The following is a 16,322-nucleotide window of genomic DNA, read 5'->3' on the forward strand; positions in this document are numbered from 1 at the left end:
TAATCTCTATACAGGCCACGGCTCTTTCTTTTAAGGGAATTAGAGGGAGCCGTGGGTGCTGGTAAGGGACATACAAGGTTTATTGATACTCACTCGGATTTATGCCGAATTGCTTTTTAAAGCAGGTAGAGAAGTGGGGAAGGGTATTGAAACCGGTCATGTCCGCTATTTCGGAGATGGTATAGGTTCCTTCCTTGATTAGTTCGGCTGCGCGGTTCAGTTTATAAGTCCTGAAGAAGACACTTGGATTCTTGCCGGTTAATCCCTTCACCTTGTAGTAAAATTTGGTACGGGAGATTTTGAGTAATTCGGCCATCCGCGTGATGTCCAGTTCGGGGTTATCCAGTTCATTTTCCATTAGTTTATACAGTTCTGCCATGAAAGCCTCGTCTTTTGGGGCAAGGGCAAGTTCTTTCATCCGGCTTGTTCGGGTATTGTTCGTCAGGAAACTGCGCATTTTATCACGGTTCGTCAATAGTGATTCAATCAGGGCCAGCAAGTAAGCCGGTTCAAAAGGTTTGGGCACGTATGCGTCAGCTCCGGTATGCAATCCTTCTATCTGGTTTTCCACGGTGGATTTGGCGGTTACCAGAATGACGGGTATATGACAGAATTGTAGGTTTGCTTTAATCTCCTTGCAAAGCTGGTAACCGTCTTTGTCCGGCATCAGTACATCGCTCAGTATTAAATCTGGGGCTTCATCTGTAATGGTTTGGAAGATATTGGTGGAATTGAGTCGGCTGATGATGTGATAATGCGGGGTCAGCAGAATCTGCAGATAGTGCATGATGGCCGGGTCATCGTCTATTATCAGTATTGTTTTTGGACTTGTTTTGCCTTCATGGGTAGCATCCGGTTCTGTTTTCGCAGGTTCTATGGAAGTATTGTCTATGAGTTTTTTTTTGCCATAGAACCGTTCCTCTTTTGTGTACGAGAAATCGTCTGCGGGCAGAATCAGGATAAACATGGCTCCGTTCCCTTCTTTCCGGTTTGCCGCTTTCAGGTATCCGTGGTGCAACCGGGCAAGGCATCGGGCATAATAAAGCCCGATGCCGGTTCCCCAATTGTAAGTCCCTTTGTTGCCTTTTATCTGATAGAACCGTTCAAAGATTTTTTCCAGCTGTTCTTCCGGAATGTTTTCTCCGGTGTTGGTTACGGAAATCCGGATATACCGGACGCTTTTGTCTTGTTCTGTCAGGCAGAAGAACTCCTCGGCTTCTTGGCGTGTGACGATGGCGAACGAGATTTCTATTTCACCTCCTGTAGGAGTAAACTTCATGGCATTGGAAAGCAGATTGCTCAGTATTTTCTCTACTTTGTCTTCATCGGCCCAATAGAGGATGTCATGGTGTAATCCCTGAATGCTAAGGGTTATATTCTTGCTTTGGGCATTGATGTTGAAGAAACTGATGATTCGTTTGATGGTGGAGGCAAGGTTGGTCTGTTGGACCTCCAGTCCCAGATTGTCGTTGTCTAATTTGTTGAAATCGAGCAATTGGTTGACTAGCTGGAGCATCCGCAGAATACCGTCTTGCAGAACATTCAGTAGTTCCCGGTTGGCACTGTATTGGCCGGGGGCGGCACACAGTTGTCTGATGGAACCCAACATCGTGGTCAGTGGTGTCCGGAACTCGTGGGATATGTTGGTAAAATAGCTCATGTATGTCTTATTCATTTTCTGCTCTTGTGCTTTTTCTTGTTCGGCACGGCAGGCGGTTTCTTTCTCGATTCTTACGCGCCGCCAACTGTGTATAAGTGTACCGGCTATTCCGATGATTGCCAGAGCATATGCACATCTTGCCCACCAGGTATTCCAAGGAGCAGGTTTGACGATGATGCGCAACTGTTTTTCTTCTCCGATTATGCTTTGGTCTTCATTGGTGATTTTTACTTTGAACATATAGGTTCCTGTGGGAAGGTTGGCATAATAAGCTTCCCGGTTGGTGTGTGCATTTATCCAGTAGCGGTCAATGCCTTCCAATTGGTAGTGATAGTGTATTCGTTCGTATTCACTATAATCCAATGCGGCAAATGATATGCTGAAGCTGGTCTGGCTATGTTTCAGATATACGTCCGGTTGGTAGGAGAGGTCCTTGTCGATGATTGCATTCTTTCCGGGATATACAAGCTTGTTATGAATCTTCAGATTCTCGAACGTCAGGGGAACATCGTATTTGAAAGGAGTTTCCACCGGATTGAAGAATGTCATTCCGTGAGTGCCGCCGAATACTAAGGTTCCGTTTGAAAGTCGGCAGGATGCACGGTCGTAGAATTGATTGCCGCCGATACCGTCGCTTGCATAGTAGTTGCTGATTTGATTGGTCCGGCGCTCATATTTACTTAATCCGTATAATGTGGATATCCATAGGTTCCCTTGTATATCTTCTTCGATGCTGCAAATCTCTGTGCAGCCAATGCCGGATATGGGAGATAATTTATGATTCTGCGAAGTATATCGTAAAAGACCGTTATGGGAGGTTCCAATCCAGATATCTCCTTGGCTGTCTTCGTATAACACGGAAGGGATAAATTTAGAACGGCGTATGCAGGCCAGGCTGTCTGCCCTCGAGATGTCCGGTATCCGGATTTTCCATGTATCCGGATTTATTGAACGAATCTTGTTGGCAAAGGAGGCAATCCATACTTCTCCATTGGAGAGGGGACGTAGGGTAGGAGTAAAGGTGAAAAATGACTGGGGATAAAGTGATACGGGTGTGAATACCTTTTCACCTTTTTTCAGGGCATATATTGCCTGGCTGAAGCTGCCTGCCCATATTGTTCCGTTACGGTCTTGCGTTATGCACAGTACGGAAGGGACGGAAAAAATACCCGTTGCTTTTAATTGATTAGACTCGAGCACGCATTTTATGACTTGATTGGTATTGGTGGCAAGCCAGATGTGCCGGTCTTTGTCGTGATAGATGTGTCTGACAATTATATTTTCTGTGTTTTGTGCAGGTAGGATTCTACTGATATTCACAGCTTCTATATGCTTGGTATTCAGGTTGTAGATATACATTCCGTCTTTCAGGGTGGATATATACAAGTTGCAGGAGTCGGCATCGAGGGCTATGATGGATTTTTGATGGAAGAACGAACGCAGATAATTGTTGCTGTTGAAACGCTCCTTATAATGATAGCGTACGGTATAGCCTTGGTCCGGCGAGCCTATCCACAGATTCTTGTGCGAGTCGGTGTACATGCATTTGATGCCATGTTGCGGGACTTCAAATGGAAATCCGTTTTCCTTTTCATGTATGACGGTGTTTTCTATGTGGTTGTAAAGGAACGTATGCTTTTGCGTGCAAATCAGTAGCCTGTTCTTGTCGTACGGGTGTATATAGGTGATGGCGGCTTTCGATAAGATGGGATGATTACTTATTGCTTCGGGAGTCGTTTTGAATCTTTTGCTTTCGGTATCGAATATGAAGAGTCGGTTCTTGCTTGCCAGCCATAGGGAGGTATGGTTGTGCATGTAAGAGTAGGTAATCTTCTGCGGCATGGGTATGGAGTCTGTCAGTTGCATGTTTCGGGAGTCGTAGCATCGGATGGATACGGGGTTGACGGCCCACAGACAGTTGTTGTTATCTATGTAGCAGGTCTGTTTATAGGTCTTGTCCGGGTCAAAGTTGATGAAAATACGGTTGAAAGTGTCTGTTTCAGGGTTATAGACGCAGAGATGTACCACCATGTTTAGGAAGATTTTTCCATCCTTGCTTTCTATGAACTGATGTCCGTTCCTATTATTATAGGGCACGTTTATGGGTATCTGGCAGAAGTTGTCTTGGTCGGTATATCGGCATGTTCCGTTGGTTGTCGCTATCCATAAGCGTTTGCGTGAGTCCATGAAAATATCCTGGATTCTATCTCCGGGCAGTTGCAGTGAGTCGTTGGAACTGTAATATTGCCGGTATTCGTGTGCGTTGAATCTGTTCAGTCCTCGTGTGGTTCCTATCCAGATATAGCCTTGCGCGTCTTCTTGGAAATCCGTAATGTTTTGGTTGGAAATGGTTGCCGAAATTCTATAAACATCCTGTTTTTCCGCTTCTGCTTTGGCGGTTGTCGGTTGGCACGAAGACACCGCTATTGCAGATAAAGCTATGAGGGAAAGAATGATTTTTTTCATATATGAAGTGTATTAAGGTATGTTCCGCGGAGAGTGTTTTTTTACAATGGAGCAGACAAAAGTAGAAAGAAAATAAGTAGGTGATATTTGCTGTAACAGTGATTTTTTCGCTTGGAATATGCTGTATGGCATGTTTTGAACATATTGATAATCTTTTGAACGTACAAGAAACAATATCTGAACATATAGGAAATGTTTTTGTATTTTCTCAATATCCTCTTATCTCCTCTTTTGATAAAATTGTATCGGAAATCCTACAATAAGTGAATGTAGCTTTTTTATTAACAAATCTAATTATTTAAGCATTATGGAAAACAACTTTAAAAGAAAGCTGATGGCATTCTGGCTGTTCCTTTGGGTGGGAATACCTTTTATGCTGGCGCAAAGTCCGATGATGATATCGGGACGGATTACAGATGATTTGGGAGAACCGATGATTGGTGTGAGTGTACTTGAAAAGGGCACCTCTAATGGAGTGATTACGAATATGGAGGGAAATTATTCCTTAAAGGTAAAGCAAGGTGCCGTCATTGTCTATTCGTACATCGGATATGTGACACAAGAACTGAAAGCCGTATCAGAGAGAATGAATATAACGATGAAAGAAGACACCCGAACGCTGGATGAAGTGGTAGTGGTGGGCTATGGTGTACAGAAGAAGAGCGACCTGACAGGCGCCATTTCTTCCGTGAAGGCAGAAGACATCCAGAACCGCTCTATTACCCGGGTGGAAGAAGCCCTGCAGGGCAAGACAGCCGGTGTACAACTGATATCCACAACTTCGCAACCGGGTGCTTCGCCTACCATTCGTGTCCGTGGTTTTTCATCGAATGGTACTTCCGATCCCCTCTATGTGGTAGACGGATTGATAGTATCCGACTTGAGTGCTGTGGATCCTAATAATATAAAAAGCATGGAAGTCCTGAAAGATGCCGCATCCGCTGCCATTTATGGTGCGCAGGCCGGTAATGGCGTAGTGCTTATTACCACAAAGAGCGGAAGCAAAGGAACCAGCAGCATTTCCTACGACTTTCAATATTCCATCAGTAGCCTGGCGCAACGTCCCAAGCTGATTAATTCACAAGAAGCTTTATTGCAAAAGAAGGAGCAAGACCCTACTTTTACAGATGATAATATCCAGGAGCTTATTACCAGCGGCACATGGGACGGTGTATCGACTACCGATTGGTATGATGTGGCTTTTAATGCTTCGCCATCCTCCCATCATACGGTCAACTTTCAGGGAGCGAATGACAAGGGCTCTTTCTTCCTGTCATTAAACAATCTGTATGACAATGGTATTCTTCGTGAAAACAAGGATACCTACAAGCGGCTTTCCGTCATGCTGAATGCCGACTATAACATTAAACCTTGGTTGAAGGTAGGTGTTACTGCCAATTATGCAAAATATACGCAGAAATCCATCAATGACGGTAGTGCGGGCAATTCATATTCCAGTATGATTGCTACCGTGATGACCATGGCTCCTTATTATGCGGACACGTATGCAGCCGATGCGCTTCCTAAACAAATGGAGGCATTGATTGCCAACGGCTTTACTTTGCTGCGCAATGACAAGGGCGATTATTACAGCTGTCTGGGTTCTATGGAACAGATACATCCTATGGTAGCCATCCGCATGAGCGACAAGAAAAACTTCGGCAACAGTCTGATGGGAACGCTCTATGCCAACCTGACTCCTTTCAAAGGATTTGTGTTTACTACCCGGCTGGGTTACAGGGAACTGAACGCAAACACTTATCAGTATAACAATCTCTATTACGGTTCGGCTTCCGCCAATAATAAGGATAAGAACGGGGCCAGCCGCTCCAACTCCTCTACTACCTATTATCAGTGGGAGAACTTTGTGAATTATAGTACGGATTTGTGGGACAAGCATCATGTGTCTGCCATGCTGGGTATGTCCTACAGCGAGAATAACTTCACTTATGTTTCTGCCGGTGTAGACAAGACTGCCAAGCACGATCCTTTGTATGCCGACGTTTCGTATCCTGCCGGAGATGCCGTGAAGAGTACCGCCGGTTATAATCTGATTAATCGTAAGCTGTCCTATTTCGGCCGTTTGGCTTACGATTACCAGAACCGCTATATGCTGCAAGCGGCCATGCGTGCCGATGCAGCCGATACTTCCGTGCTTCCGGGTACCAATCGCTGGGGCTATTTCCCGTCGGTATCAGCCGGTTGGGTCATTTCCAACGAGCGCTTTTTCACGGAAAAGAACAATACCCCTCTCACATTCCTGAAGTTGCGTGCAAGCTGGGGGCAGAATGGCAGCACAAGCAATCTGAGCGGTTACAAGTATTCCAATTCCCTGGTGACTTCGGCTGCCGGGTACTCTTTCAGCAATACGGCGATGAAATATGTCACTTCTGCCAAACCTTCGCAGCTCTATAATCCTGACTTGAAGTGGGAAACCTCCGAACAGCTGGATTTGGGTATGGATTTGCGCGCTTTCAACGACCGCTTCTCGTTTGGTATGGACTGGTATCAGAAGAAGACAAAAGACTTGATTGTTTCCAACATTGTCATTCCTTATGAGGCGGGAAACTCATCGGCTCCGATGAATGCCGGTAATGTGACGAATAAGGGTTTTGAGTTTGAGGCCGGATGGAAAGACAAAGCCGGTGATTTCAACTATTCTGTGACCGCCAATCTGGCCACTTTGAAGAACGAGGTCACTTATCTGGATCCGCATGTCAGCGGCGGACGCATAGAAGGCGCCACTACAATGGCTTCGAACGGTTCGTTCTCCGCATTCGAGGTAGGCTATCCGGTGTGGTATTTCAGAGGCTATCAGGTCGATCATCTGGATGACAAGGGCAATCCCGTATTCAGGGATAATACGGGTGACGGTACCATTGATGCCAGTGACAAGGCGATGATTGGTAAACCGATGCCGGACTTCACATATGGAATCACGTTGACCGCCAACTACAAGAATTTTGATTTTCTGATTTTCGGCAACGGCTCCGTGGGCAATGACGTATTCATGTCCTACAGTTATAACTCCATATCCTATACGCTGAAGGAGATGTACGACCAGCGCTGGACGGCGGACGGGACTACCAGCCGTAAGTTTGCACGGCCGCAGAATACGAATGCAGACAAGTATGGCTTGTCCGATGCTTATATTTTTGACGGCTCTTATTTCCGCATCAAGCAGATACAGCTGGGATATACGTTGCCCCGGACGGTTACGAAGAAGTTCCTGGTCGACAAGCTGAGAGTATATGCCTCGTTGGATAATTTCTTCTTGTTCACCAAGTATCCGGGACTCGACCCGGAGGTTTCCTCCACGGCTACCAGCGGTATGGGCGTGGATTACGGAAATTATCCCACAACGAAGAAGGTGGTGTTCGGTTTATCAGTTACATTTTAAATAATAAATAGAAGAAATATGAAAAGAAAATATATCTTGTCCGGACTGTTGGCGTGTGCACTTACATTTTCCGCATGCGATGTCGATTTGCTGGATATTCCCCAGAAAGGTGTAGAGAATGAAGAGAATTATTATCAGACGGATGAACAGTGTGAGTCTGCCATCGCTGCTGTCTATGCGTCCTGGCGGAATGCTTATTCCGGGCGTGGTGAGAAAGCCTCGCAGTATGCCAACGGTTTCTTCCTGAAAAATTTCTTGGCAGACGATTTCAATTCGGGTGGTGCCCGCTCCGACCAGGTGTATGCGCAGGAGATATACGAAAGTGCGATAGTGGCCACGAACGGTTGGGTGGAAAACTATTATAAGAGGTTGTATGCCACGATTTATCTGGCCAATCTGGTGATTGAGCGGTTCGATGCCGCTGAAAGTGAAGTGAAGGCAAGAAACATTGCCGAGGCCAAATTCTTCAGAGCCATCTGCTATTTCGAACTGACCACTTTGTGGGGGACTCCTCCTTTGGTAGATAGGGTATTGAAGAATTCGGAAGAGTATAAGGTGCCCAACTCCACTGCCGAACAGTTGTGGAAATTCATGGAGACAGACCTTACGGAAGCTATAACTTCCGGGAAACTCACTTCGAAAACGAGTTTGGAAGACAGGGACGGGGGAACCCGCGCCACGTTGGAGGCTGCCCGCTGCTTGTTGGGAAAGATTTATCTGTATCAGGAGAAATATGCCGATGCCAAAAGTGAGTTGGAGAAGGTCATTTCTTCCGGCAAATATGATTTGATAGCCGATGTCAGCACATTCTATCATCCGGCCTCTGCCGGCTGCAAGGAGTATGTGCTGGAGTGTGTGCGCCATTACGACCCTTCCAACATGTATTCTCAGGAGGGCTGGTTCGGCATCTTGGCCAATTGGGGATTCGGCTATGGCTTTATAGCCGGTCCGGAAGCGTCCATGCACTATAAGTTCAACACTACCAGCGGTTACAGCTACTTCAATCCGTCGAAGTCTTTGTACGATGCCTTTGTGGCTGAGGAGGGTGCCGACGGGTATCGCTTGAATGCCTGGATCAGGACCTGGGAGCAGGTGATTGCCATGAACATTGCGGTGAACACGACTACCAACAAATATGCCAGCGAAGGCTATTTCCGTCTGAAATGGCTGGCAAGCACCGATGACGAATTTGTAGGGTATTGGTGTGGAAACCAGAGCAATACTCCGGTCATCAGATATGCGGATGTGTTGCTGATGGCTGCCGAGGCTTGCCTCCAGGCGGGAGACCAAGCCGGTGCCGACGAATATCTGGGCAGAGTGCGCGACAGGGCCCGTCTTCCCAGAAAGAGTCATGTGACGCTTTCCGATATAAAGCTGGAGCGCCGCTTGGAACTTGCTATGGAAGGCATGCGCTTCCAGGACCTGAAGCGTTGGGGGGATGCTCCGGCGGTATTGGCGGATAAAGGGAAAAAGTTACCGACTTTCCAGATTGTACCTGACCCGAATAATGACCTCACTACGGCGGCAGGCATCTACAACGCCCGTTATACGACCAAAACCACCTATGTCGATAATGAAAAGTCGTTGGCGGGTTGGACTCCCAATCGCGACGAGTGGCTGCCGTTTCCTGAAAATGAATTGGAGGTGAACAGCAACCTGAAACAGAATCCCGGTTATTGATTTATCCTGAGAAATTCACAATTCGGTTTAACTATATAAAGAAGAAAAACATGAAAAGAAACTTAGTGATATTTGCCCTGCTGTTTGTTTGTATGGCTATAGGGGCGCAAACGGTATTCAAGAATGAAGAGGTAGAGGTTTCCTTGTTGAAAGAGAAGACTTGGGTATTTTCCACTTGGGACTATACTACCATGTATCTGATAGAGGGCGAAGACAAGGCCGTGCTGATTGATACCGGCACGCGTTGTGCGGATTTGGATAAGATTGTGGGACAGATAACCGGGAAACCGCTGGAAGTAATCGTCACCCACATGCACCCCGACCATGCCGGCTGCATCAAGTATTTCGATAAAGTATGGATGCATCGGGCCGATACGGTGCTGGTGCCCCAGCATGCGGCGGATTATCAAGGAGAATTCCTCTATATGGAAGAAGGACAAGTGTTCGACTTGGGTGGACGCAAGCTGGAAGTGGCATGGATGCCCGGGCATACGCCCGGCTCGGTGGTACTCCTGGACAAGGCAAACGGAGACTGTTATTCGGGTGATGCGTTCGGCTCGGGTGAAGTATGGCTGCAGTGTGTGCCGATGTCTCCCATCGCCACTTTCCATGAGTCGTGTTGCCGTATGGAAAAGCTCATGAAGGAAGGGCACATCAAGGATATCTGGTGCGGACATTATCCTTATCTGAAATCTTCTTTGCCGCTGGCCTATATTCAGACGATGATACGTATTTCCCACAGGCTGATGAATGGAGACCAGGAAGGTTCGGAACCTTATTCCAACTATTTCATCAAGATGCCTCCCACTGCGAGGAAGTTGGCCGAAGGCCGGGCGATGATTGTATATGATTCGACTAATATTCCGGAAGCCCGGTAACACACATGGCTATTCCTCTCTCACTTTAAGGCGTAGTCCTTGTATGCACGAGATGTGCATCTCGTGCATACAAGGGCCGGCTGTTAAAAGCATGAGGGTTATACCTTCACTCCTGAAAGGCATAACCCTCATACAACAAGCCAAGTAGCCCGTCCTTCTATTTGCCGTATTCGCTCGGACTCACTCCGAACTGCTTCTTGAAGCTCTTCGAGAAGTGGGACAGCGTGCTGAATCCCGTCATGTCCGCAATTTCCGAGACGGTATGTTTCCCTTCCGTTATCAGTTCGGCGGCACGGTTCAGCTTGTATGTCTTGAAGAAGGTGCTGGGGCTTTCGCCGGTCAGTCCTTTTACTTTATAGTAGAACTTGGTGCGTGATATTCTCAGCAGCTCGGTCATGCGGGCAATATCCAGTTCGGGGTTGGAGAGCTCGCTCTCCATCAGGTGGTAGAGTTCGGTCATGAAGACGTTGTCTTGCGGGGAGAGGATGTTCTCTTCTATCTTGTCCGTCTGCGTGGCCTTTCCCAGCATGTTGCGCGCTTTCTCGCGGTTCTTGAGCAGCGACTTGACGAGCGCCAGCAGGTAGGCAGGGTCGAAAGGCTTGGTCACGTAGGCGTCGGCTCCCGTGTCCAGTCCTTCCACCTGGTTTTCCACGGTGGCTTTGGCCGTAACCAGAATCACGGGCAGGTGGCAGAGTTGCAAGTCCTCCTTTATCTCCCGGCAGAGCTGGTAACCGTCCTTGCCGGGCATCACCACGTCACTCAGAACCAGGTCGGGTGACTCCTCATGCAGCGCCTTCAGCGCATCGTCGGCATTGAAGCGGCAGATTACCTTGTAGTGGGCGGAGAGGAGGGTGCGCAGGTAGTGTGCCACTTCGGTGTCGTCGTCCACCACCAGCAGGGTGGGTTGCTTCTCGCCGGTGCCGGTCTTGTTCTCGGCAGGCTGCGAGGCGGCGGCCAGCGGGAAGGCTTCCGACTGGTTGCTCTGTTCCGTTGCCCGTTCGTCTTCGGCATACGCGGCGTCGTTCACGGGCAGGACGAAGGTGAACACGGCGCCGCTTCCCTCTTCGGACTGGCTGGCTTTCAGTTGCCCGTGGTGCAGTACGGCCAGGCTGCGGGCGTAGTACAGGCCGATGCCCGTTCCCCAGTTGTAGGTACCTTCGGCTTGGTTGCCTATCTGGTAATAGCGTTCGAATATCTTCTCTATCTTGTCTTCGGGGATGCTCTGTCCCGTGTTGGCCACGGACACTTTGACGTACTGCGTGATGCGCCCGTCGGCGGACAGGCCGAAGAGCCGCGCGGCTTTCTCACGGTCTATTACGTCGAAGCCGACACTGATTTTACCGCCTTGGGGCGTGAACTTCAGGGCATTGGACATTAGGTTGTTGAATATCTTTTCCACCTTGTCCTCGTCCAGCCACATCAGGAAGGTGTCTTCCAGTCCGTAGGTGTTCAGGTCGATGCCCTTGTCGTCGGCGTTCACCCGGAAGATGCCCACCTGGCGTTGCAGGCAGGCGATGAGGTCGGCGCGCTTCACTTGCAGGCGCAGGGTGTCGTTCTCCAGCTTGTTGAAGTCCATCATCTGGTTGACGAGCCTCAGCATGCGGTTCACGCTGCGTTGCACGATGTGCAGCAGGTTCTTGTCCGCACCCTCTATCCGCGGATTGGCGCAGAGCTGGTTCACGGGACCGGAAATCATGGTGAGCGGTGTGCGGAACTCGTGCGAGACGTTGGCGAAGAAGCTCATGTTCATCCGGTTCACCCGTTGCTCCTGCTCTTTCTCCAGGCGGGCGCGGCGGGCGGCCTCCTTTTCGGCGCGGACGCGGAGCAGGGCACGCAGGAAGAGAAGGGCGAGGGCGGTTGCCAACAAGAAGTAGATGCAGTAGGCCCACCACGTGCGCCAGGGGGCCGGATATACGCGGATGCGGATGGAGTTCTCGGCCTCCACGATGCTCCGGTCGTTGTTGGTGATTTTCACGTGGAACACATACTCTCCGGCAGGCAGGTTGGCGTAGTAGGCCTCGTGGTTGTTGCGGGCGTCTACCCAGTAGTTGTCGAAACCCTCCAGGTGGTATTGGTAGTGCACTCGTCCGTACTCGCTGTAGTTCAGGGCAGAGAAGGAGATGCTGAAACTGTTCTGGTCGTGCTCCAGGTGTATGTCGGGGCAGTAGGAGAGGTGCTTGCCGATGGTTCCTCCGTGCAATTGCGGACGTATCAGCTTGTTGTGTATCTTCAGGTCGCTGAACAGCAGCGGGATGTTGCGCTTGATGGGCACGTCGATGGGGTTGAAGAGCGTGAGCCCGTGCGTGCCGCCGAATGCCAGCGTCCCGTCGGGCAGACGGCACGAGGCGCGGTCGTAGAACTGGTTTCCGCCTATGCCGTCGGCGGCATAATAGTTGGTGAAGCGTCCGGCTGTCCGGTCATATTTGCTCAGTCCGTATTGGGTGCTTATCCAGAGGTTGCCTTGCAGGTCTTCCTCGATGCCCGATATGTCGAGGCAGGAGGTGCCGGGCATGGGTGTCATCCGTCCCGTTTCGGGATGGTAGCACATCAGCCCGTTGCCTACGGTACCTATCCAGAGAATGCCGTACGTGTCTTTGTACAAGGCCGTGGGGACGAATACGGAGCGGCGTATGCAGGCTTTCAGGTCCTCTTCCGCGATGTCCGCTGTGCCCGTCTCCAGGTTTTCGATGTCGATATGCTTGATGGGTTGGTAGAAGCCCGTCACCATCAGCCGGCGGTTATCCATCATCGCCAGGCCGGGCACGAAGGTGAACCCCTCGAAGAGCTTCATCGCCTCGAATTCCTTCTTGCCGGGGCGCAGGGCATAGACGTTGACCGTGGCGGTGCCTATCCAGATGGTTCCGTCGGGCGACTGGGCGATGGACATGGGCAGGAAAATCCGGTGCCGTTCCTCTATCTTCAGCTGCCCGTCGGGCGTGTAGCGGGCTTTCAGCACTTCGCTGTCGGTGCTTGTCATCCAGAGGTTGTTGTCGCTGTCCACCATCAGCTGGTTCACGTAGATGGCTTTCTGTTTCTCTTGCCCCCAGAACGTTTCGGGGTCGATGTGCCTGATTTCGCTGCTCTTCGTGTCATACACGTAGATGCCGTCCATCAGGGTGGAAATCCACAGCTTGTGGTCCTTGCCGGCGCTTAGCGACACCACGGACTTGTTGTTCAGCTCGGAGCGCAGGTAGTTGTCGTTGTTGAACCGCTCCTTGTAGTGGTAGCACACGGTGTACCCCTGGTCCACGGAGCCTATCCAAAGGTTCTGCTGCGAGTCGGTGAACATCCGGCTGATTCGGAAGCGGGGCATCTCGAAGGGGAATCCGTTCTCGCCCTGGCGGGTCACGCTGCCGGTGCCCGGGTTGTAGTAGAACATGCCGTGTCTGGCGGTGTTCAGCAGCAGGCCGTTGTTGCCGTAGGGGTGTATGTAGTCGATGTCGGCGTTGCACAGCGTGGTGTTTCGGGCGATGGGCTGCGGCAACGGCTTGAAGCTGCGCGTGCGGGTGTCGAAGATGCTGAGGGTGTGGTTGCCGGTTATCCACAGCTCGTTGTTGTGCAGGTACGAGTAGTAGGGATAGCCGCTGAGGGCGACAGACTCTTTCAGCTGCAGGGTAGATAGGTCGTAGCAGCGGAGCCCGGTGGAGGTCATTACCCAGAGGTTGTTGTCGGGGGCGATGTGGCACTGTGCGTAGAAGGTATTTCCGGTGCAGATTTCGGGCAGCACGCAGGTAATCTTTTCCTCCCGGGGGTGGTAGGCGTAGAGCTGGAAGCCGGTGCTGAGGAAGATGCGCCCGTTGCGGTCTTCCAGAATCTGCCTCACGTTCTTGTTGTCGGCCTCGATGGGGATGATGCGGAAGTTGTCCTTGTCGGTGTATAGGCACACGCCGTTCACGGTGCCCACCCAGAAGCGGTTCTTCGAGTCGCGCAGCAGGTGGGTAATCTGGTTGTCGGGCAGTCCCAGCGAGTCGTCGGTGCAGAAGTACTGGTGGTAGTCGTGCACGTTGTTCTTGTTCAGCCCGCGGAACGTGCCTATCCATATATGGCCTTGCGTGTCTTCGGCTATGGCGGTGACTTTCTGGTTGGAGAGGTCGTTGGCTATGACGGGGCTTTCGATTTCGGCATCCCGGTTTTCGGGTAAAGGCTCTTTGGCATCGCATGCCGACAGGCAGACGGCATACAGAATTCCGGCCAGCAGGCGGAACAGGGTGCGGAGGATTTTCCGGTTAGACAAGGTCATATTAAAAGGTTTTGAATGATGTGCGAAAATAAGGATAAAAAATTGAATATAAGTTGCTTTGCAGCATGTTTTGAACAAAAAGGCAAACATTTGAACCTATGGGCAAGCGCTTTTAAACCTCTGGGCAAATCCTTTTTACATGCCGGCCAGCCTCTCCGGCGCAATCGGCGTAATATTGCAACCGGAAAAAGTGAACAAGTGAACAACTTGTCAACTCGTTCGCTGAAAGCAAGTCAAAGACAAATTATCAACTTAAAAAAACGAGATATAACCATGAAAAGACAACCTTTATCCATGCTTGCGTTGGCCTCCCTGCTGATTCTATCCTCTTGCGGACAGACAGCGGGCGTGAAGACCGCCGGCGCGCAACAAGCCACGGGCGAAATCATCGCCTCTTCCGAGACCGCCGTCGCCCAGACCGAATCGGGCAAAGTGGGAGGATTCCTGCAAGACGGTATCTATATATATAAAGGTATTCCCTACGCCAAGGCAGAGCGCTTCATGCCGCCCCAGCCTGCCGACAAATGGGAAGGCGTGCGCAGCAGCCGCATGTTCGGTCCCACCTGCCCCCAGGCGGTGCGTATGGGCTGGGGTGCCGACGAGCACGCTTTCGCCTTCCACTGGGACGACGGCTATCCCGGCGAAGACTGCCTGCGGGTCAACATCTGGACTCCGGGCCTGAACGACGGCAAGAAGCGTCCCGTCATGGTGTGGCTTCACGGCGGCGGCTATGCGGCAGGCAGCGGACAGGAACTTCCCTCCTACGACGGTTTCAACCTTGCCAAGAAAGGTGATGCGGTGGTAGTCACGCTCAACCACCGTCTCAACGTCCTCGGCTTCCTCGACCTTTCCGCCTACGGCGACAAATACGCCAAATCCGGCAATGCCGGCCTGCTCGACCTCGTGGCAGCACTTCAATGGGTAAACAAGAATATAGCCGCGTTTGGCGGCGACGCACAGAACGTAACGATTTTCGGACAGTCGGGCGGCGGCGGAAAGGTTTCCACATTGCTTGCCACTCCATCTGCAAAAGGGCTCTACCACAAGGCCATCGTTCAGAGCGGCTCCATGCTTCGCACGATGGATGCCAAGTATTCACGTCGCATCGGCGCTGCCGTGATGGACGAGTTGGGATTGAAAGCCTCGCAGATAGACGAGCTGCAGAAGATGCCTTACGAACGGCTGCTTGCTGCCGGTGAGAAAGCCGTTGCCAAGGTGAAGGCCGAGGTTGAGAAAGAGAATGGCATCTCTACCTTCATCTTCGGATGGGCGCCCACTGTGGATGGCGACGTGCTGCCCGCACAACCTTTCGACCCGCAGGCGCCTGCACAGAGCAAGGACGTGCCCGTGATGATAGGAACCACCTTGCACGAGTTCACCATGAGCACCTACGTGCCCGCTTTCCGCACCATCACCAAAGAAAAAGCCGTGGAATTCCTGAAACAACGCTACGGTGACCGCACGGACGACTTCCTCGCCGCCTTCGAGAAGGCTTACCCCGGCTACCGGCCCAAGGATTTGGTGGATGTGGATTTCGTATTCCGTCCCGGTGCGGTGGAGCAAGCCAGACTGAAAGCTGCACAGCAGGGTGCTCCGGTCTATATGTACATGTTCGCCTGGGAATCTCCGGTGCTCGATGGCATGTTCCGCAGCACGCACTGCATGGAGATACCTTTCGCCTTCAACAATGCCGTACTTCATGCTTCCATGACGGGCGGTGGCGCCGAAGCGCAGGCCCTGGCCGAGAAGATGAGCGGTGCCTGGCTGAACTTCGCCCGCACGGGCAATCCCAATGCAGAGGGCCTGCCCCAGTGGGATGCCTATACCGAAGAAGGAGGAGCCACGATGTTCTTCAACAACCGTTGCGAGGTGAAGCACCACCACGACAAGGAACTGCTGGAGGTGGTACGGGCGTTCCCTACACGGGGATTCTGAGGCTTTCCGATGCAGAACCGAATTGTTGGCTTTAAATAATAGAGCCGGTCCGGTGAACGGTTT

6 protein-coding genes are annotated in these 16,322 nt (G+C 50.9%); 4 read left to right on the forward strand and 2 right to left on the reverse strand.

Translation table 11 applies throughout. The annotated features are described in order from the left end of the window. Nucleotides 1–79: 79 nt before the first annotated feature. Entirely contained in the window at nt 80–4,126 is a 4,047-nt protein-coding gene (locus DWZ03_RS09055) for a hybrid sensor histidine kinase/response regulator transcription factor (RefSeq protein WP_120129679.1), read from the reverse strand. A gap of 307 nt (nt 4,127–4,433) precedes the next feature. Here DWZ03_RS09055 and DWZ03_RS09060 point away from each other — a divergent pair, with 307 nt between their 5' ends. Genes DWZ03_RS09060 through DWZ03_RS09070 form a run of 3 tightly spaced genes read left to right on the forward strand, consistent with a single transcriptional unit; the run spans nt 4,434 to nt 10,084 of the window. Continuing rightward, nucleotides 4,434–7,526 (forward strand): SusC/RagA family TonB-linked outer membrane protein, encoded by a 3,093-nt coding sequence (locus DWZ03_RS09060; protein ID WP_005833722.1) that lies wholly within the window; start codon nt 4,434–4,436, stop codon nt 7,524–7,526. A gap of 18 nt (nt 7,527–7,544) precedes the next feature. Continuing rightward, nucleotides 7,545–9,206: a RagB/SusD family nutrient uptake outer membrane protein gene (locus tag DWZ03_RS09065; protein ID WP_005833721.1), complete on the forward strand. Its 1,662-nt coding sequence runs from the start codon at nt 7,545–7,547 to the stop codon at nt 9,204–9,206. 50 nt (nt 9,207–9,256) lie between these two features. Next, nucleotides 9,257–10,084, forward strand: a complete 828-nt coding sequence (locus DWZ03_RS09070) for an MBL fold metallo-hydrolase (protein WP_005833720.1) — start codon at nt 9,257–9,259, stop codon at nt 10,082–10,084. Nucleotides 10,085–10,241: 157 nt separating this feature from the next. On the opposite strand, the gene DWZ03_RS09075 is transcribed toward DWZ03_RS09070, so the two are convergent. Further along, the gene (locus tag DWZ03_RS09075) at nt 10,242–14,324 is read right to left on the reverse strand and encodes a two-component regulator propeller domain-containing protein (RefSeq protein ID WP_044467446.1); all 4,083 of its coding nucleotides are present in this window, start codon (nt 14,322–14,324) and stop codon (nt 10,242–10,244) included. 273 nt (nt 14,325–14,597) lie between these two features. Here DWZ03_RS09075 and DWZ03_RS09080 point away from each other — a divergent pair, with 273 nt between their 5' ends. Continuing rightward, entirely contained in the window at nt 14,598–16,259 is a 1,662-nt protein-coding gene (locus DWZ03_RS09080) for a carboxylesterase/lipase family protein (protein ID WP_181979444.1), read from the forward strand. The last annotated feature ends 63 nt before the right edge of the window (nt 16,260–16,322 follow it).

The sequence above is a fragment of the Bacteroides sp. AF29-11 genome, assembly GCF_003602895.1.
In the GTDB taxonomy this organism is placed as follows: domain Bacteria; phylum Bacteroidota; class Bacteroidia; order Bacteroidales; family Bacteroidaceae; genus Bacteroides; species Bacteroides uniformis.